Origin of the sequence: Nitrincola alkalisediminis, from assembly GCF_009821115.1 — a bacterium.
Lineage (GTDB): Bacteria > Pseudomonadota > Gammaproteobacteria > Pseudomonadales > Balneatricaceae > Nitrincola > Nitrincola alkalisediminis.
Genome location: NZ_VYTY01000015.1, coordinates 1 through 18389, shown reverse-complemented (window position 1 = coordinate 18389; position 18389 = coordinate 1). Strand labels below are relative to the sequence as shown.

Sequence of the window (18389 nt, the reverse complement as noted above, 5' to 3'; positions counted from 1 at the left end):
TCAGGCTCGTTCGTTATTGATTGAACAAGATATGGTATTCTACTCAGGCTTATGATGAGTTGACAGGTCAGCAAGCAAACCTTTCAAGCCAATCATTGATATTCGTCTAGGGAAACCGCTACCGAGGGCCGTATGGAATATAGACAATTAGGCAAAACTGATCTCCGCGTTTCAAAAATTGCATTGGGCACCATGACATGGGGTGAGCAAAATACTGAGTCAGAGGCTCACGAGCAATTGGACATGGCTTGGGACCTGGGCATTAATCTTGTTGACGCTGCTGAAATGTACCCCGTTCCCCCAAGACCTGAGACACAAGGCCAGACCGAAAGGTTTCTAGGCACTTGGTTAAAAAAACGCGGCCTTCGAGATAAAATTGTCTTAGCCACTAAAGTCACAGGCCCTGGCGAATCCTTTCACTATCTGCGCAACGGGCCTAGATTGTCGCGAGAGCATATTTTGTCGGCGGTGGATGACAACCTTCAGCGCTTACAAACCGACTATATCGATCTTTATCAACTGCACTGGCCGGAACGCCACACCAACTTTTTCGGTCAACTTGGCTATCAACATCAAGAATCACCCGATGCGATTTCGATTGAAGAGACGCTTAGCGCCTGCAATGAGCTCGTCAAAAGTGGCAAAGTTCGTCATATCGGTATTTCCAATGAATCCCCATGGGGAATGCATGAGTATCTTCGCCTGAGTGATCAGCTGGAATTGACGCGAATTCAGTCCATTCAAAACCCCTACAACCTGCTTAATCGTTCGTTTGAGGTGGGGCTGGCCGAGATGTCAATACGTGAAAACCTAGGCCTTCTTGCCTACTCACCCTTAGCCTTTGGTGTGCTGAGTGGTAAGTATCTCGATGGCCAACGCCCTGCCAAGGGACGCTTAACCCTTTATGAGCGCTTTAAGCGTTACACATCTGAGCGCGCTGAAAGTACAACACGTGCCTATGTTGCAATCGCAAAACGCCATGGCCTAGACCCTGCGCAAATGGCATTGGCATTTGTAAATGATCGCCCCTTTGTGACAGCCAATATTATTGGTGCCACTACGCTTGAGCAATTGAAGTCAAATATTGAGTCGGCTGATATTGTATTGTCGACAGAGGTGCTTGGGGACATTGAAGCGATTCATCTGCAACAACCCAACCCATGTCCATAAATTTGGATGAATCGACTAAACTCGGATAAGCGTTAAGCTGGGTGTGTTCAATCACCGACGCTCAACGCTTTTGATTCGGCTGCTTTATCGGAATTTTATTGATGAAAGTCCCAAAACGATTACAACCTCTGGTAGAAGATGGAATGATTGATGAAGTCATCAGTCAGTTAATGAGTGGTAAAGAAGCGCAAGTGTTTGTGGTCCGCGCAAACGATCACGTGCAGTGCGCAAAAGTGTTTAAGGAAGCGAAGCAGCGTAGCTTTAAACAAGCCGTTGAATACCAAGAAGGCCGTAAAGTGCGCAACACCCGCCGTGCACGTGCGATGTCTAAAAAAACACAATACGGTCAAAAAGAGCAAGAAAACGCATGGCTGAATGCCGAGGTGGATGCCCTTTACCAATTGGCTGCAGCAGGGGTTCGCGTTCCTAAACCCTATGGTTTTATTGACGGCGTGCTGCTAATGGAGCTGATTACCGATGCAGAGGGCTATGTTGCGCCAAGGCTTGATGACGTCACCCTCAGTCGAGAAGATGCACTGCGCTGGCATGAACAGATTATTAAAGAAATTGTACGGATGCTTTGTGCAGGTCTCGTGCACGGCGATTTGTCTGAGTTTAATGTGCTATTAAATGAAGAAGGCCCCGTCATCATTGATCTTCCCCAAGCTGTGAACGCTGCTGGAAACAATAATGCCGAGCGTATGTTGGCACGTGACGTCAACAATATGCGGGCATATTTTGGTCAATTTGCGCCAGAACTGCTAACCACGCAGTACGCTAAAGAGATGTGGGACTTATACGAATCCGGAAAATTAACGCCTGAATCCCAACTGACCGGTCAATTTGCTGAGCGTGAGGATCTGGCGGATGTTGATGAATTAATGAGTGTCATCGAGGCCGCCACGACCGAAGAGCAGGAACGTTTGGAACGCTTACGAGCGGCCAACGAAGACTAGCACCAACAGCTTCCATACTGCCCTAAAGGTGACGATAGCACCTCGATTTGAGGTGCTATCGTCGACTTTGATCACGAAACAAGCTGGGGGGCAATACCTCAACTTCAGTTTGCTGACACCTGCGTAAACCTTCGTTAAGGCGGAAAACCGTCAGCGCCTAATGCCCAACCTCACGATGAGGGTTACGTTCATCGTGAATCCAGCTCAAGTAAGGTTTGTCTGCTTCACGTTGCTCCATTGTAATGCACGCCGACACTGGGCAGGTAATCTCGCATAAATTACAACCAACACACTCGTCTTCAATCACTTGGTAACGGTTGCTTCCATCTGGCTGTGGCAATTTGGCAATGGCTTGGTGAGAGGTATCTTCACAACTAATGTAACAGCGGCCACAGCCAATACAGCTGTCATCATTGATGTTCGCCACCACCTTATAATTCATATTGAGGTATTTCCAGTCGGTTGTATTGGCCACAGCCAGACCTCTAAAGTCCTCCAGTTTTTCATACCCTTTCGAGTCCATCCACCGGCTCAAACCGTCTTTCATTTCGGTGACAATTCGAAATCCATGAATCATCGCAGCGGTGCACACCTGCACTGAACCTGCCCCTAATGCAATAAACTCGGCAGCGTCCCGCCAATTACTGATCCCCCCTATGCCGGAGATGGGCAGCCCAAAGGTTGCAGGGTCACGCGCAATTTCAGACACCATATTCAAAGCAATGGGCTTAACAGCGGGTCCACAATACCCACCATGGGTACTTTTACCATCGACAATTGGCCTTGCTACCATCTGATCCAGATCGATACCCGTAATCGAGTTAATCGTATTGATCAGAGACACGGCATCGGCCCCACCTGCTTTGGCCGCCCGTGCTGAAAAGCGAATATCGGTAATATTGGGGGTAAGTTTTACAATCACAGGCAAGCGACTGTGAAGCTTGCACCAACGCGTTACCTGTTCAACAATGTCAGGTACCTGCCCTACCGCAGCACCCATACCGCGCTCTGGCATACCGTGTGGGCAGCCAAAGTTTAGCTCCAACCCATCCGCTCCGGTTTCTTCGACCAGCTTAACAATTCGCTTCCAAGAGTCCTCGACACAGGGCACCATCAAAGAGACAACCAGTGCCTGTTCGGGCCAGTGTTTTTTAACGGCTTCAATTTCTCTTAGATTGATTTCAAGTGAGCGATCGGTAATCAACTCAATATTGTTAAAGCCGACCACCTGTCCCTTCGCGTCGTAGGTCGCAGAGTAACGCGATGACACATTCACCGCGGCAGGATCTTCACCAAGTGTCTTCCAAACCACCCCTCCCCATCCAGCTTCATAAGCTCGCTCAACGTTATAGGCTTTGTCGGTTGGCGGCGCAGAGGCTAGCCAAAAAGGATTGGGGGCTTGAATACCCGCAAATGTCGTTTTTAAATTCGCCATGGTACGTCTCCTGCGGCTTAAGCCTTGTCTGCTAATATGAGGGATGAATGGATGGCTTCAGCTGCACGTTTACCTTGCTGCACAGCCTCGACGGTTAAATCTTGCCCAATCGCCGTACAGTCTCCACCAGCATAGACCTTGGGTATTGCCGTTTGGAACTCAGAATTAACGACCAGCTTTCCTGATTTAACCTGGCTTAATAGGTCTGTCTCATTTTCAGGCAGGACCAGTGTTTGACCCACAGCTTTAAACACAGCATCGCAGTGTATTGAGTAGGTTGTATCGAGATCGATCAACTCTCCTTGATCCAGTGTCGTAGAGCGAAACTCCATTCCCATCAACATGCCCGCTTCATCCACTAATAAGCGTTCGGGTTTGCTCCAGGTTTTGATTTGAACTTCGTGCGCTTTTGCAATCGCTTGTTCATGTCCCGTCGCACTCATGCTTTCAGCACCTCGTCGATACACCAATGTGACGTCTTCACTGCCTAAGCGTTTTAATTGGCAAGCAATATCGATGGCGGTGTTGCCAGCTCCGATGACCACAGCACGCTTCGGCACATCCAGTTCACACAGATCTGAGGCCTGTCGCAGTTCACGAATATAGTCCACGGCATTTTGCACTGAGTCTAAGTCTTCATTGTCGAGCATCAGGTGACGCGTCCCTTGTAAACCTATGGCTAAAAAGACGGCATCAAACTCAGCCTGCAAATCAACCAGACTCACATCGCGACCTAAGGCTGTTCCTGTATGCAGGGTAATACCGCCCAAACCCAGAATAAAATCCACCTCTTTGGCGGCAAAATCATGGGTCATTTTGTAGCGTGCTATGCCATACTCATTTAGCCCGCCGGCCTTCTCATGCGCTTCAAAAATCTCAACCTGATGCCCTTTCATCGACAAGCGATGCGCACAACTCAAACCTGCAGGGCCCGCCCCTACGATGGCAATCCGCTTGCCTGTGTCAGGTTCACGCGAGAACGGATGCCCTTCAAATTGGGCATGATCTGTCGCATAGCGTTGAAGCAAACCAATCAAAACCGGTGCACATTCGGCTTCTTTATTACGAACACAGGACTGTTCACATAAAATTTCTGTCGGGCACACACGAGCACAGGTACCGCCGAGTATGTTGCTTGAGTAAATCGTCTGTGCAGCACCCTCGATATTGTCATGGTGGATGGCATTAATAAAACTCGGTATATCAATTTCGCTAGGGCATGCCTTGACGCATGGTGCATCATAGCAATATAGACAACGTGCACTTTCAAGCTCGGCTTGGCGTGGCGTTAAAGGGGGATGGATATCACTAAACAGTTCGTTGAGTTCCCGTGTTGGGGAAATCGAAATTAACGGGGGTTGCAGGCTCATTGACAGGCGCTCCCAAGACAGTTTTTTTGTTCCGTCAATATCTACCCTAAGGTAGGTTGACGATCATTGTATCTTAAGAGATGCAGACCTTATGCCAACTTCTGACCATTTGGTCAGAAGATAGAGCAGGAAGATATAAGCACTTGAAAATGAATGAGTAAATTATCTTAAATTTCATGTAAGATATTTTTTTATGCATTTTTTGTTCTGAATGACTTGCCCCTCATGCTTTTTTTCTGCACTCTTTTTAAGCAGATAGAACACCGCTCCACCCATTACCATGCACTTTATCGGTGAATTATTGTGAGTAAACGCCCTGACTCAACCGCAAAATCCAAACACAATCGACGCAGTCTTGCTCAAGTTCGACAAGACAACTCCGAACACATTCTTCGCGTCGCCGAGCGTTTATTCAGTGAACGAGGCTACAGTGGCACGACGATTATGGCCATCGCTGAAGAAGCATGCTTGCCCAAAGCCAATATTCTCTATTACTTTCACACCAAAGAAGCCCTTTACCAGGGGGTGTTAAGCAACATTCTAAAGATTTGGATGCTGAGCATGAACGATATGACACCCGAGCAGCACCCGCGTGATGCGCTGCGAGATTATATCGTTAAAAAAATTCGTCAATCCAAAGAATACCCGCATGCATCCAGAATCTTTGCCGCCGAGGTGTTGCACGGTGCGCCTTTTTTGCGCAAGCAATTAGAAACTGACTTAAAGGAGCAGTTTGATAAAACCTGTGATGTATTTCGACAATGGATTGCAAAGAAATGGATGGATCCGGTTCACCCAGAACATCTGATGTTTATGCTGTGGTCATCCACGCAAGCCTATGCCGATGTTCAGGTTCAAAGCTGCATTTTGCTCAGTAAAAGTGAGCTGGATGATCAAGACTTTAATGATGGAGCGGACTTCCTTGTCCGGATGGTGCTAAAAGGCTGTGGCATCAATCCCGTGTGACGCTGGGGTGATCGATATAGGCGGGTTATGCTTCTATTTGGGCCAGGGTCAACATGGCGTTAAACAATACGGCGCACCCCGCTTCACACTCCTCAGCGGTTGTTGATTCAATTTCATTGTGGCTGATTCCATTTAAACAGGGCGTAAAGACCATACTGGTGGGTGCAAAGTCAGACACGTAACAAGCATCGTGTCCAGCCCCAGCAATTATGTCCATATGCGAATAGTCTAGCGCTTTGGCTGCTTCGCGCACGGCGTCAATGCAGTCAGGGTCAAATGGAATTGGCGCGTAGTACCAGATGGGCGTCAGGGCTATCTTGACTCCTGTTTCGGCTTCAAGTGCTTCAATCTTGGCTTTCAATGCTTCATCCATTACCGTAAGCGCCCGATCCTCTGGGTGGCGCAGATCAATGCTCATGGTTATTTTGCCGGGAATTGTATTCCGAGAGTTGGGTAACACCTGCATATAGCCGACCGTGCCACACCCCGGCTTGTTGGCTGTTGCGATAGACTGCACCGCTAGAATCAGTGATGAGGCACAGGTTAAGGCATCTGTTCGTAAGTGCATGGGCGTTGTTCCCGCATGGGACTCTTGGCCGGTTAATTCGACATCGTACCAACGCTGCCCCTGTCCGCCTGTAACAACACCAATCATTTTTCCTTCGGCTTCTAAATAAGGGCCTTGCTCTATGTGAGTCTCAAAAAAGGCTTTATAGGCTCGCCCAGTGACGGGCTCAGCGCCAGCATAGCCAATGCGTTCCAGTTCATCGCCAAGGCGAACGCCGTTTACATCCGTTTTATTGAGAATTTCCTCTAGGGTGAAGCGTCCAGACACGACACCCGACCCCATCATGGCAGGGGCAAATCTTGACCCTTCTTCATTCGTCCAAACAGATATTTCAATAGGATGCCGTGTTTTGATTTGGTGATCATTCAAACTCCGAATCACTTCCAAGCCTGCGAGTACACCAAAGACACCATCAAACTTGCCCCCCGTGGGTTGAGTATCCAAGTGACTGCCGGTACCGACAGGCGGCAACGTGCTATCGGTCCCAGGGCGGGTCGCCCGAATATTGCCCACTTGGTCTATTTTGATGTCACATCCTGCCTCTTTTGCCCACTGAATGTATAGATCACGTGCTTGCTTATCCAGATCCGTCAAGGCTAAACGACAGCATCCCCCCTTGTCCGTTGCACCAATTTTGGCCATGTCCATCAAGCTTTGCCATAAACGCGCTTTGTTAATTGTATACGCCTGCATTGTCTCACCTATTGCATTGACTTGGAGAAATAGCCGCTAAATATGGCGACTGCCTTAATGTGTCTTTTTACCATGCAAAGTCCTGACCAATTGGACAACACCTATTCTACCCATAGCAATCAATTGATTTTGAATACAAATACGGCTTGATACAGAATTTCACGCTGCATATCTGTACTTTTTTCGCTCGCACTTATCGAGGAAAGCCCCATATTTGTGCAGGTTTTTCAGACAGCTCATCCAACATCGTCATTTTAATAATTAGGCACACCCTTCAAAATCTATCTAAAAAACATTTAGTTAAAAAATATTCATCAAACTTCTGTCCATTTGGTCAGTTAATTGCATTGCTTTTGTCATACCAACACATACCTCAATGCTACAGACGTATTCGAACAGCATAGAGTTTGACGAAGTGGAGTAAAACGATGGGTGTCCTAATTAAAAACGGTACGGTTGTTAACGCTGATCAACGCTTTGAAGCCGATGTGTATTGTGAGGCCGGTAAAATTTTGGCCATAGGGAAGGATTTATCGATACCGGAAGGAACTGAGTGCATTGATGCTACGGGTCAATTTGTGATGCCTGGGGGGATTGATCCTCATACTCATATGCAACTGCCATTTATGGGCACCGTCGCTAGCGAAGACTTTTACACAGGTACCGCAGCGGGTTTAGCGGGCGGTACGACGATGATCATCGACTTTGTCATCCCAAGTCCGCAACAACCGCTGATGGAAGCCTATCATATTTGGCGCGAGTGGGCGGCCAAGTCTGCCGCTGATTACTCATTTCACGTGGCGGTCACCTGGTGGGATGACAGTGTGTACGAAGACATGGGGACATTGGTGACGGAAGAAGGCGTTAACTCCTTCAAGCATTTTATGGCCTATAAAAATGCAATTATGGCGAACGACGAAACCATGGTGAATAGCTTTAATCGTTGCTTAGAACTCGGCGCCATGCCCACCGTCCATGCTGAGAATGGTGAACTCGTCTATCATTTACAACAAAAGCTCTTAGCGGCAGGGTTAACAGGGCCAGAAGCACACCCACTCTCTCGACCCACTGAAGTCGAAGGCGAAGCAGCCAATCGGGCCATTCGGATTGCACAGTCCTTGGGCGTACCTTTGTATCTTGTACATGTTTCGTGCAAAGAAGCGGTTGACGAAATTGCCCGTGCTCGCCACGAGGGTCAACGTGTCTATGGTGAGTGTTTAGCTGGCCACTTAGAGCTAGATGACAGTGTATACCAACACCCCGACTGGGCATTTGCAGCAGCTCATGTCATGAGCCCACCCTTTCGACCCAAAGGTCACCAGGAGGTTTTGTGGAAAGCCCTTCAGGGTGGAACCTTGCAAACCACGGCAACCGATCACTGTTGTTTTTGTGAGCCCCAAAAAGCCGCCGGTAAAGATGACTTTTCAAAGATCCCAAATGGAACAGCCGGTATTGAAGATCGACTCATGGTGCTATGGGATTCTGGGGTAAATACAGGGCGCTTAACCGAAAGCGAGTTTGTCGCGGTGACCTCGACGAACACGGCCAAGATTTTCAACCTTTACCCGCAGAAAGGCCATATAGCAGTGGGCTCGGATGCCGACATCGTGGTCTGGGACCCTAACAAACACCATACCTTATCGGCCAAAACGCATCATCAAAATATCGATTTCAACATTTTTGAAGGCCGGACTGTCGTCGGTGCGCCCAGCCACACCATCAGCCAAGGAAAAATTGTTTATAAACTGGGTGAGCTGTTCGCCGAGCGGGGTGCTGGGCGCTACATCAAACGTCCCGCCTTCCCCGTCATTTTTGATGCTGTCGAAAAGCAAAATCTCAATAAACAGCCCAAAGCCGTCACTCGATAAGGTAATCGTGCTTTTTGGATACGAGTTTAGGAAATTTCAGCATGAATGCATTGCACCCAGATGTTATGAATCGACCGACGACCTCAGGTCGATCTATGGTGGAGGTTAACAACCTTTCACTGATTTTCGAGGCAAATGATGCGCCCGTCCATGCCCTGTCTGAGATCAATCTCACGATACACAAGGGTGACTTCGTCTCGTTTATTGGCCCGTCCGGTTGTGGGAAAACGACCTTACTGCGCGTGATTGCCGATTTAGAACAGGCAACCAGTGGTGAAATAAAAGTCGGGGGAACTTCACCAAATGATGCCCGCCTTAATCGTATGTATGGCTATGTTTTTCAAGCCCCGGCATTGTTTCCTTGGCGCACCATCCGCAGCAATTGTGCCCTACCCATGGAAATTTCAGCGCAGTCTAAAACACATCAACACGCACAAATTGATAAGTACTTACAGATGGTCGGCCTGCAAGACTTTCATAATAAGTTTCCTTGGCAACTGTCGGGAGGGATGCAACAACGTGCATCGATTGCAAGAGCACTTTGCCTTGAACCTGAGCTGCTATTAATGGATGAACCTTTTGGGGCATTGGATGAAATCACACGTGATCATTTAAACATCGAGTTGCTAAAAATCTGGGAGGCCACTGGGAAAACACTGGTTTTTGTCACCCACTCCATTCCGGAAGCCGTTTTACTGTCAACGCATATTGTGGTTATGTCGCCAAGACCTGGGCGGATCGTCAAGGTCATAGAAAGCCCGCTACCTCGACACAAAACACTTGCCTTGAGGGATACCGATGCCTTTCACGCGCTAGCCTCTGAAATCCGTCAGGCACTTGCTGAAGACCATCAACTGGATTAAGGAGGATGTCATGCAGCGATTGAAGTCACTGACACAACACACAGGCTTTGCTGTGGCCGTGGTCGTACTGGCGCTATTGATTGTCTGGTATATGGCTGCGTTGTGGATGAACGGTCAGCAACTGATTATGACCCTCGAACGCACGCAACAACCCTGGACGTATCTAGAGATTGTTCGTAATGCGTATGGCATAGCGCGCCCACCGCTTCCCGTCCCACACCAAATTGCCGTCGAACTTTACAACAGCATTGTCAATCAGCCGATTACTTCGCGGCGATCCTTGCTTTATCACACGATCATTACATTGAACTCCACCCTTCTCGGGTTTGCCATGGGCTCAATACTTGGCATTTTAATTGCTGTTGGCATCGTGCATAACCGAACACTCAATGCCAGCTTAATGCCTTGGGTAATTGCCTCACAAACCGTTCCCATTCTAGCCATAGCGCCCATCATAGTGGTGGTGCTTGGCTCCATTAACATAACGGGCATACTGCCTAAAGCCATGATCTCGATGTATTTATCCTTTTTTCCTGTGACCATCGGGATGGTTAAAGGCCTACGCTCTGCAGACAAACTGCACATGGAGCTGATGATGACCTACAACGCCAGTGCCCAGCAAATGTTTTGGAAGTTGCGCTGGTTTTCGGCACAACCCTATCTATTTGCCAGCCTTAAAATTGCGATTTCAGCAGCCTTGGTCGGTGCAATAGTCGCAGAACTCCCGACAGGTGCTCAGGGAGGATTGGGGGCTCGTTTACTCAGTGGCTCTTATTACGGTCAAACCATACAAATTTGGGCGGCCTTAATCATGTCGGCGCTGTTAGGCTGGTTTTTAATAACGCTGGTTGGTCTCGCTGAACGCTGGATTTTAAAAAGACGGGGGGCCGTACTATGAATACTCGGATACTTACCCTTGCCGCACTTGTGTGCGTATGTCTTCAGTCGGTATTGGTCTTTCAACTTCCTATCGGATTTTACCAGCAGAGGTTCTGGCTTTTACTCCTAGCCTTAGCGGTAATGGCATGTGTGTACTTAATGCAACGACTTGCAAACATCACCTCCTCTCGCTCAGCAGGGGCAAAGTTCTCTCAACTGCTTGTGCCAGCACTGTTTGGCTTTATGGTTTTGATGCTTTGGGAAGCCATTGTTCGTGGTTTTAATGTTCCCTTAGTGTTGATGCCAGCCCCTTCACGCATTATGAGCACGCTGTTAAACAATCTGCCAACCCTGTGGGCTGATTTTCAGCAAACCTATTTGAAAGCGGTCATTGCCGGCTATCTGATGGGCTGTGGGTTGGGGTTTGTCACGGCTAAATGGGTCGTGCGCAGTCCCTTCTTGCAAAAGGGTCTCTTACCCTTGGGTAATTTTATGGCTTCGATTCCGATCATCGGCATTGCGCCCATCATGGTGATGTGGTTTGGCTTTGACTGGCAGTCAAAAGCAGCGGTCGTCGTGATCATGACCTTTTTCCCAATGCTCATTAACACCTTAGCGGGGCTCAAGTCTGTTGATCCGCTGCACGCGGACCTTATGCATACCTATGCCGCCGGAAAAAGCCAAATCTTTTTTAAAAGCCAACTCCCCCAAGCCATGCCTTTTATTTTTAACGCATTAAAACTCAACTCTACACTGGCGCTAATCGGTGCCATCGTGGCCGAGTTTTTTGGAACACCCATTGTGGGCATGGGCTTTCGAATATCCGCTGAAGTGGGCCGCATGAATATGGATATGGTCTGGGCCACTATTTTTGTCGCAGCTCTAGCTGGCTCATTAAGCTATGGCGCGTTGGCCTTATTGGAACGATGGGTGACCTTCTGGCACCCGTCTATTCGAGATAAACGTTCTTAAGTTGTCAGTAAATCAAGAAACTATAGAGGTGTAGAGCATGAAAAAAAATCTAATGAGTACCGCTGTTGGACTGGCATTTATGGCATCTGCTTTGACTGTTCAAGCCAATGATAAGCTTACATTACAGTTAAAGTGGGTAACGCAATCACAATTTGCAGGTTACTACGCCGCATTGGATCAAGGCTTTTATAAGGATGCAGGCCTTGATTTAACCATCAAGTCAGGTGGACCTGATATTGCACCTGCACAGGTTTTAGCAGGTGGTGGCGCTGATGTTGTCGTTGATTGGCTACCGTCTGCGCTGGCAACACGTGAACGAGGCTTACCGCTCGTCAATATCGGGCAAATTTTTGATCGCTCAGGCATGATGCTCACCTGCCTTAAATCAAGTGAGATCAGCAGCCCTGATGACTTCAAAGGAAAAACACTGGGTGTCTGGTTTTCGGGCAATGAGTATCCCTTTTTAAGTTGGATGTCTAAGCTCGGTTATGCAACCGACGGTAGTGCCGAGGGTGTGCGAGTCTTTAGACAGGGCTTTAACGTTGATCCACTGTTTAATGGCCAAGCGGATTGCATTTCCACCATGACCTACAATGAATACGGCCAAGTCTTAGACGGCGGGCTCACACCCGATCATTTGGTTTTATTTCCATATGAAGACGAAGGTGTTGCAACCCTTGAAGATGGCTTGTATGTCTTGGAATCCAGCCTTGAGGATGACGCGAAGGTTGATGCACTGGCGCGTTTCTTAAGTGCCACTATCAAGGGTTGGGAATGGGCAAAAGAAAACCCTGAAGCGGCCGCGATGATCGTACTTGATAATGATGACTCAGGTGCTCAAACAGAAGCTCACCAAGTTCGGATGATGCAAGAAGTTGCTAAACTGCTCAGCACTCAAGAGATGGGCATCGGATATCTTGATCCTGCTGCTTTCGAACGCACCGTAGATGTGTTGTTAGACAGTGACTCCACCCCTGTCATTACCGAGCGTCCAACAGGTGCTTACACTCACGTCGTGTTTGAGAAAGCAAAAACCCTGTAACACGTAAGCGGCAAAGAAGGCAGCACACACCTTCTTTGCCTTTTCAATGTGCGTTAAAACATCTGATGAAATATTACGACTGGAGGTTTAGAATATAGCCAAACGATAAAAGGAGATTATGTATTAATAGTTTAGTCCCTAACGCCTCTGATCTTTGGTTTCTGCCGTTGGGTGGTACAGGTGAAATTGGTATGAACCTGAACCTCTTTGGTCATGACCATCAATGGCTAATGGTAGACTGCGGCCTTACCTTTAAAGCACCACTCTCTGAGACAGATCCAACCTTACATGACCGAGTCTGTGCCGACCCGCAGTTTATTGCCCAACAAATTAATCGGCTGGCGGGCATCGTCATCACACACGCACATGAAGATCATTTAGGTGCTCTGCCTTATTTATGGCGTCGATTTAAATGCCCTGTCTACACAACACGTTTTACGGCTGAGATTCTACGACGTAAATTGGCCGAAACAGGGCTTGCGGGCAAGGTTCCCATTATTGAAGTCAATCCTCAGACTCCTCAACAAATAGGTGTCTTTTCTGTTGAATGGAAAGCCATTACGCATTCAATACCTGAGCCATACGGTTTGCTTATCAAAACCCAGGCAGGCCGTATTTTTCACACGGCAGATTGGAAAATTGATGCGCAGCCTGTTACGGGTAAAGCCTTCGCACCTCAAATATTTGAAGAGCTTGGACAACAAGATATTACGGCGATGGTGTGTGATTCAACCAATGCTCTTCGTGAAGGGCATTCAGCATCCGAAGCAGAGTGTGCAGAGGGTCTTTTAAAAGTCGTTGAGCAAGCTAAGGGGCGCGTGGTGGTGGGATGCTTCAGTAGTAATATCGCCAGGTTAATTTCCTTAGCACGGATTGCACAGCAGACGGGACGCTACATGGCCGTTTTAGGACGCTCATTGCAAAATATGGTGAGCGCAGCAAAAGTCACAGGGCACTGGCCAAAGGATTTGATCTTAATCGACTCAAGCCATTTGGGCTATTTGCCGAAAGAAGAAGTCTTAGCCGTCGCGACAGGAAGCCAAGGCGAACCCAGAGCTATTTTAAGCCGTCTTGCATCGGGACATCACCCAGATCTATTGCTTGAGCCAGATGACACAGTGATTTTCAGCTCCATTATTATTCCGGGCAATGAGCTGTTAATTGAGCGCTTGGTAAAAGAGTTTAAACATAGGGGGATTAAAACCCTGCAGGCAGAAAGCGCTGAGTATTGCATTCATGCATCAGGGCATCCCTGTCAGGATGAGCTCAAAGCACTTTATTCCTGGGTAAAACCCAAAATATCTATCCCCGTGCATGGTGAAGCTGAGCACATTAAAAAGCATGCTCAGCTCGCAAAAAGCTACGGTGTCCCCATTCAATTGGCTGGCTTAAATGGCGATTTATACCTAATCGCTCCGCAACCGGGGATTCGTAGGCAAGTGGTTGCAACAGGACGCATTGCGCTTGATGCTTAAGACTATCAGCTCCACGCCCCAATGGAAGAATCCTTGGGGCATCTTGAGGGTTTACGCGTTTTTTCTAAAACGAGCTAAGCAAATGCTCAGGAAGAACATCCGCATAAAACAGAAACAGCCCTGCCATCAAGCACGCAACGATCAATCGCTCCTGCCAGCTTCCCGTTAAAAAAGCAAAGCGCATGCTGATCCGAGTTTTTTTCGGCCAAAAAAGCGGCACTCCACCACGTGTCATCCAATCCGCTACAAGATGCGAAACACTCCCCACCCATATTGCTATCCACCAATTTTGATAATAGGCATCGTAGCGTTCATACGCCATCGCCAAACCAATCGTTAAGACCAGCATAAACAGTAAAGAATGCGTTGGACCTCGATGTGGAATCAGCCGACCGACTAATTTAAAGGGTCTGAAATGACGACTGATCATACTCTTGGGGTGATCAATGTCGGGCAACAAGCTACCCAGAACCGCCATACTTAATGTTGGAAGATCAACAGGAATAGAGAATAGATGCCCAACCACAGTCCAACTGGTAACACCAACAACGATGTGAGAATAACCCATCATAAAAAACAAACCTTAATACGGCTGAAGGTTTAAATGCACAACCTAGAAAATGGAGGGCAGTCAACAGGACTGACGAACGATAGCCTACGAACGACGCTGCCGTTCGTAAATGCAAATATTGACAGCACTGGCGAGATTTAGGGAGTCAATCGCACCGCTACCTGGAATACTGAAGACGTTGGTTTTGAGATCCATGATTAATTCTTTCGGAATACCGCGCGCTTCATTACCAAACAGATAACAATCACACTCCTTGAACTCCTTGGAGTCCAAGCCTTTGCCACTTAAATCCAAACAACCAATTGTGTGATAACGTTGGCTTAGCTCGGCAATTGAAACGTCTTGCTCGATCGGCACGTGAAAAACAGCCCCCATGCTTGAACGAATCACTTTCGGGTTAAATGGATCAACGCTACCTGGAGCCAATAGACATCGAAAACCGCCAAACCAAGCTAAACTTCGTAAAATCGTGCCTAAGTTTCCAGGATCTTGCACTTCGTGCAGATAAATACCGATATCAGCATTTGAAGCTTTCGGTTCTATTGCTGAAATGGGTACAACCGCCACAATTCCTTGTGGGGATTTAGTATCGGATATTGCCAACATTTGCTTTGAAGTGATCAGATGCTTTTTAAAAGGCGTGTCCCAGTTTTCGTAGGCACTGGTTACGTAAATTTCAGTCGACGACAACGTTGGCTGCTGTTGATGAACCGCCTGCAACTCTTGTATCAAATGCTCACCTTCTACAAGGCAATATCCGAATTCATAACGATATTTCTTCTGATGGAGTTTTTTGATATCGTCCAGCTTCATGCAGATTCACTCATGTCTCGTAACATTTTTAAAGCAACCGCTTCTGCCACTTTAATGCCATCGATGCCGGCTGAAAGAATTCCACCAGCATAGCCTGCACCCTCACCTGCTGGATATAAACCACGGGTATTTAAACTTTCAAAAGATTCTGCGTCTCGAGTGATTCGAATCGGAGATGAAGTACGAGACTCAATGCCTGTTAACACTGCGTCATGGCGATCAAAGCCACGAATCTTCTTGCCAAAAGCAGGTAAGGCTTCGCGAACGGCATCGATTACATATTCTGGCAGGGCAGCAGCAAGATCACACAGATGAACACCTGGCTTATAGGATGGCTCTACACCGCCAAGCGACGTTGACGGAACCCCTTGTAGAAAATCACCCACTAGTTGGGCAGGCGCTTTATAATCACTGCCACCTAAGGTGTAAGCTACAGACTCTAAACGCTCTTGCAACTCAATACCGGCAAGTGGATGACCTGGAAAATCCTGTTCAGGGCTAATTCCCACGACAATACCTGAGTTCGCATTGCGCTCATTACGAGAATATTGGCTCATGCCATTCGTTACTACACGCCCTACCTCAGATGTGGCTGCAACCACAGTGCCGCCTGGGCACATGCAAAAGCTGTATACAGCACGTCCATTTTTGGCATGATGAATCAGTTTATAATCAGCGGCCCCAAGCTCTGGATGCCCGGCATACTTACCTAAGCGGGCCTGATCAATCAGTGATTGTGGATGCTCGATACGAAAGCCAATGGCAAAGGGCTTGGCTTCAATAAACACTTGCTTTTCATGCAGCATGCGAAAGGTATCACGCGCGCTATGACCCAAAGCCAATACGACATAACGACTGAAATACTGAGTACCATCGGCCAGTTGAACGCCTTGCACCCTATTGTCTTCCAACATAACATCGGCTACTTTCGCTTCGAAATGAATTTCACCACCGAGCGCGATGATTTCCTCCCGCATCTTTGCGACTATACCCGTTAAGCGAAAGGTGCCAATGTGTGGCTTGTTAACATAGAGAATATTGTCTGGCGCCCCGGCTTTGACAAACTCAGACATGACCTTTCGACCATAAAACTTTGGATCTTTCACTTGGCTATAGAGCTTTCCATCAGAAAAAAGCCCAGCCCCACCTTCTCCAAACTGAACATTTGACTCCGGAGTCAGTTCACCTTTACGCCATAAAGCCCAAGTGTCTTGTGTACGCTGACGAACATCACGACCTCTCTCCAGAACGATTGGCTTAAACCCCATTTGCGCCAACAATAAGGCTGCAAATAGACCGCAAGGACCCAAGCCGACGACTATAGGACGTTCCGTTAAATTGGCAGGCGCATTCGCAACAGTATAATAGTGAGTATCAGGCGATCGGGTAATATGAACATCATCTTTAAAATCCTGCAGAAGACGTTCATCGTCGTCAGTGGTCAGATCAATAATGTAGACAAAGCGAATTTCTGTATTCTTTTTTCGTGCATCGTAGCTGCGTTTAAAAATCGTGTAATCAACCAACTTGTCTTCGGAAATATTCAAGCGCCGTAGAATGGCAGATTTCAAATCCAAATCAGTATGATCAAGAGGTAACGACAGCTCAATAAGACGAATCATTAAGGGGTTCCAGCAAGTAAAAATGTCAACAAAACAGGTGCGTGATTATACCTGTCCCTTTATCTAAAGTCAGGCTGTGCGATGGACGAGACCCTTAGCTTTTTGCTCATTAAGGATGGACAGAGTACAATTCGCTTTTTAATTTGATGGTTTTATTCGGTTATGGCGCGTTCTAAAAGCAGTGGTCGTTGGTTAATGGAGCATGTCAATGATCCTTATGTTAAGCAAGCTCAAGTCGATGGGTATCGCTCAAGGGCCAGTTATAAACTGCTCGGCATTAACGAAAAAGATAAGCTCATAAAGTCTGGAATGCTGGTGGTTGACTTAGGGTCTGCTCCTGGTGGCTGGTCTCAAGTTGCATCTAAATTAGTTGCACCGAACGGACGTGTTATTGCCTCGGACATCTTGCCAATGGATTCGCTAGCTGACGTCGAGTTTATTCAAGGGGATTTCACAGAGGAAAGCGTTTTCCAACAGATACTGGATGCGATAGGTGAAGAGCCTGTTGATGTCGTCATTTCTGACATGGCACCCAATATTAGTGGCGTTGCATCCGCTGACCAAGCTGCGTCAATGTATCTTGTAGAGTTGGCCTTAGATATGGCACGAAGCGTGTTGAAGAAGAATGGCGCATTTGTTGCCAAGGTGTTTCAAGGCGAAGGATATGAAGAATTCATCAAAGACATACGTGAATCATTTACAAGCGTAGTCGTCCGAAAACCAGAAGCTTCAAGAGCGCGCTCGCGTGAGATATTTGTTGTTGCGAAGGGATTTAAATCTTAGTAGAGACATTTGATAGAGAGTGTTTTTGCATCCATGCAGCTGCGTCCTTGCAGCCATACACCTTCCTTGAAGGAGACAGAGGCCCACTCCCTGTGGGCTGTCGCAATCCTTTGCACTCTGTCTTGAGGCTATTTTCAGCGATTCACCTTGGTGTGTATATAGGAGTTTTTCCTAAAATCATCCCAAAGGTACTCTTTTTCATTTCAATTTAAATTGTGTAAAAGCAAAAAGCCCCTGACTCATGGAATCAGGGGCTTCTCTAAATAAATGCCTGGCGATGACCTACTCTCACATGGGGAAACCCCACACTACCATCGGCGATGACGCGTTTCACTTCTGAGTT

The 18389-nt window shown here is 47.5% G+C and carries 16 protein-coding genes and 1 rRNA gene; 10 read left to right on the top strand and 7 right to left on the bottom strand.

The features are described 5' to 3' along the window. Window positions 1-132 precede the first annotated feature (132 nt). Both F5971_RS16990 and F5971_RS16985 read left to right on the top strand, forming a co-directional pair. Window positions 133-1170 (top strand): NADP(H)-dependent aldo-keto reductase, encoded by a 1038-nt coding sequence (locus tag F5971_RS16990; RefSeq protein WP_193496250.1) that lies wholly within the window; start codon window positions 133-135, stop codon window positions 1168-1170. Between the two features lie 101 nt (window positions 1171-1271). Next, entirely contained in the window at window positions 1272-2126 is an 855-nt protein-coding gene (locus tag F5971_RS16985; RefSeq protein ID WP_036511587.1) for a PA4780 family RIO1-like protein kinase, read from the top strand. 157 nt (window positions 2127-2283) lie between these two features. Here F5971_RS16985 and preA read toward each other — a convergent pair whose 3' ends face one another. Both preA and F5971_RS16975 read right to left on the bottom strand, forming a co-directional pair. Continuing rightward, complete coding sequence (gene preA, locus F5971_RS16980; RefSeq protein WP_193496248.1) at window positions 2284-3561, bottom strand: NAD-dependent dihydropyrimidine dehydrogenase subunit PreA; 1278 nt, start codon at window positions 3559-3561, stop codon at window positions 2284-2286. A gap of 17 nt (window positions 3562-3578) precedes the next feature. Then, complete coding sequence (locus tag F5971_RS16975; protein ID WP_051514437.1) at window positions 3579-4931, bottom strand: NAD(P)-dependent oxidoreductase; 1353 nt, start codon at window positions 4929-4931, stop codon at window positions 3579-3581. 303 nt (window positions 4932-5234) lie between these two features. Between F5971_RS16975 and F5971_RS16970 the strand changes: the two genes are divergently transcribed. Continuing rightward, window positions 5235-5897 (top strand): TetR/AcrR family transcriptional regulator, encoded by a 663-nt coding sequence (locus tag F5971_RS16970; RefSeq protein WP_051514436.1) that lies wholly within the window; start codon window positions 5235-5237, stop codon window positions 5895-5897. Between the two features lie 25 nt (window positions 5898-5922). On the opposite strand, the gene F5971_RS16965 is transcribed toward F5971_RS16970, so the two are convergent. Continuing rightward, complete coding sequence (locus F5971_RS16965) at window positions 5923-7158, bottom strand: Zn-dependent hydrolase (RefSeq protein WP_036511580.1); 1236 nt, start codon at window positions 7156-7158, stop codon at window positions 5923-5925. A gap of 428 nt (window positions 7159-7586) precedes the next feature. Between F5971_RS16965 and hydA the strand changes: the two genes are divergently transcribed. The 6 genes from hydA (at window position 7587) to F5971_RS16935 (ending at window position 14257) form a co-directional block, all read left to right on the top strand. Further along, window positions 7587-9026 (top strand): dihydropyrimidinase, encoded by a 1440-nt coding sequence (gene hydA / locus F5971_RS16960; RefSeq protein ID WP_036511577.1) that lies wholly within the window; start codon window positions 7587-7589, stop codon window positions 9024-9026. Between the two features lie 41 nt (window positions 9027-9067). After that, window positions 9068-9889, top strand: coding sequence for an ABC transporter ATP-binding protein (locus F5971_RS16955; RefSeq protein ID WP_223116354.1), 822 nt, complete (start codon window positions 9068-9070; stop codon window positions 9887-9889). Window positions 9890-9899: 10 nt separating this feature from the next. Beyond that, window positions 9900-10787 (top strand): ABC transporter permease, encoded by an 888-nt coding sequence (locus tag F5971_RS16950; RefSeq protein ID WP_193496246.1) that lies wholly within the window; start codon window positions 9900-9902, stop codon window positions 10785-10787. Next, entirely contained in the window at window positions 10784-11740 is a 957-nt protein-coding gene (locus F5971_RS16945; protein WP_223116353.1) for an ABC transporter permease, read from the top strand. Before F5971_RS16950 ends, F5971_RS16945 begins: the two co-directional genes overlap by 4 nt. 37 nt (window positions 11741-11777) lie before the next feature. After that, window positions 11778-12782 (top strand): ABC transporter substrate-binding protein, encoded by a 1005-nt coding sequence (locus F5971_RS16940; protein WP_193496244.1) that lies wholly within the window; start codon window positions 11778-11780, stop codon window positions 12780-12782. A 191-nt stretch (window positions 12783-12973) separates the two neighbouring features. Beyond that, a complete protein-coding gene (locus F5971_RS16935; RefSeq protein ID WP_193496242.1) occupies window positions 12974-14257 on the top strand; it encodes a ribonuclease J in 1284 nt (427 codons plus the stop codon). A gap of 64 nt (window positions 14258-14321) precedes the next feature. Here F5971_RS16935 and F5971_RS16930 read toward each other — a convergent pair whose 3' ends face one another. The 3 genes from F5971_RS16930 to F5971_RS16920 form a co-directional block, all read right to left on the bottom strand. Continuing rightward, window positions 14322-14828 carry a metal-dependent hydrolase gene (locus F5971_RS16930; RefSeq protein ID WP_193496240.1) on the bottom strand — a complete coding sequence of 169 codons (507 nt, stop codon included), beginning with the start codon at window positions 14826-14828 and terminating at the stop codon, window positions 14322-14324. Window positions 14829-14912: 84 nt separating this feature from the next. Continuing rightward, window positions 14913-15641, bottom strand: coding sequence for a TrmH family RNA methyltransferase (locus F5971_RS16925; protein WP_193496238.1), 729 nt, complete (start codon window positions 15639-15641; stop codon window positions 14913-14915). Further along, window positions 15638-17263, bottom strand: coding sequence for an NAD(P)/FAD-dependent oxidoreductase (locus F5971_RS16920; RefSeq protein WP_193496236.1), 1626 nt, complete (start codon window positions 17261-17263; stop codon window positions 15638-15640). Before F5971_RS16920 ends, F5971_RS16925 begins: the two co-directional genes overlap by 4 nt. Window positions 17264-17425: 162 nt before the next feature. Here F5971_RS16920 and rlmE point away from each other — a divergent pair, with 162 nt between their 5' ends. Beyond that, window positions 17426-18046, top strand: coding sequence for a 23S rRNA (uridine(2552)-2'-O)-methyltransferase RlmE (gene rlmE, locus F5971_RS16915; RefSeq protein ID WP_036511556.1), 621 nt, complete (start codon window positions 17426-17428; stop codon window positions 18044-18046). Window positions 18047-18315: 269 nt separating this feature from the next. Here rlmE and rrf read toward each other — a convergent pair. Next, a 5S ribosomal RNA gene (gene rrf / locus F5971_RS18850) occupies window positions 18316-18389 on the bottom strand; the annotation flags it as partial.

What these genes read in the sequence shown, in the direction of transcription:
- F5971_RS16990 (WP_193496250.1), top strand. Translation starts at nt 133, where the DNA reads ATGGAATATAGACAATTAGGCAAAACTGATCTCCGCGTTTCAAAAATT.
- F5971_RS16985 (WP_036511587.1), top strand. Translation starts at nt 1,272, where the DNA reads ATGAAAGTCCCAAAACGATTACAACCTCTGGTAGAAGATGGAATGATT.
- preA (WP_193496248.1), bottom strand. Translation starts at nt 3,561, where the DNA reads ATGGCGAATTTAAAAACGACATTTGCGGGTATTCAAGCCCCCAATCCT.
- F5971_RS16975 (WP_051514437.1), bottom strand. Translation starts at nt 4,931, where the DNA reads ATGAGCCTGCAACCCCCGTTAATTTCGATTTCCCCAACACGGGAACTC.
- F5971_RS16965 (WP_036511580.1), bottom strand. Translation starts at nt 7,158, where the DNA reads ATGCAGGCGTATACAATTAACAAAGCGCGTTTATGGCAAAGCTTGATG.
- hydA (WP_036511577.1), top strand. Translation starts at nt 7,587, where the DNA reads ATGGGTGTCCTAATTAAAAACGGTACGGTTGTTAACGCTGATCAACGC.
- F5971_RS16955 (WP_223116354.1), top strand. Translation starts at nt 9,068, where the DNA reads ATGAATGCATTGCACCCAGATGTTATGAATCGACCGACGACCTCAGGT.
- F5971_RS16950 (WP_193496246.1), top strand. Translation starts at nt 9,900, where the DNA reads ATGCAGCGATTGAAGTCACTGACACAACACACAGGCTTTGCTGTGGCC.
- F5971_RS16945 (WP_223116353.1), top strand. Translation starts at nt 10,784, where the DNA reads ATGAATACTCGGATACTTACCCTTGCCGCACTTGTGTGCGTATGTCTT.
- F5971_RS16940 (WP_193496244.1), top strand. Translation starts at nt 11,778, where the DNA reads ATGAAAAAAAATCTAATGAGTACCGCTGTTGGACTGGCATTTATGGCA.
- F5971_RS16935 (WP_193496242.1), top strand. Translation starts at nt 12,974, where the DNA reads ATGAACCTGAACCTCTTTGGTCATGACCATCAATGGCTAATGGTAGAC.
- F5971_RS16930 (WP_193496240.1), bottom strand. Translation starts at nt 14,828, where the DNA reads ATGATGGGTTATTCTCACATCGTTGTTGGTGTTACCAGTTGGACTGTG.
- F5971_RS16925 (WP_193496238.1), bottom strand. Translation starts at nt 15,641, where the DNA reads ATGAAGCTGGACGATATCAAAAAACTCCATCAGAAGAAATATCGTTAT.
- F5971_RS16920 (WP_193496236.1), bottom strand. Translation starts at nt 17,263, where the DNA reads ATGATTCGTCTTATTGAGCTGTCGTTACCTCTTGATCATACTGATTTG.
- rlmE (WP_036511556.1), top strand. Translation starts at nt 17,426, where the DNA reads ATGGCGCGTTCTAAAAGCAGTGGTCGTTGGTTAATGGAGCATGTCAAT.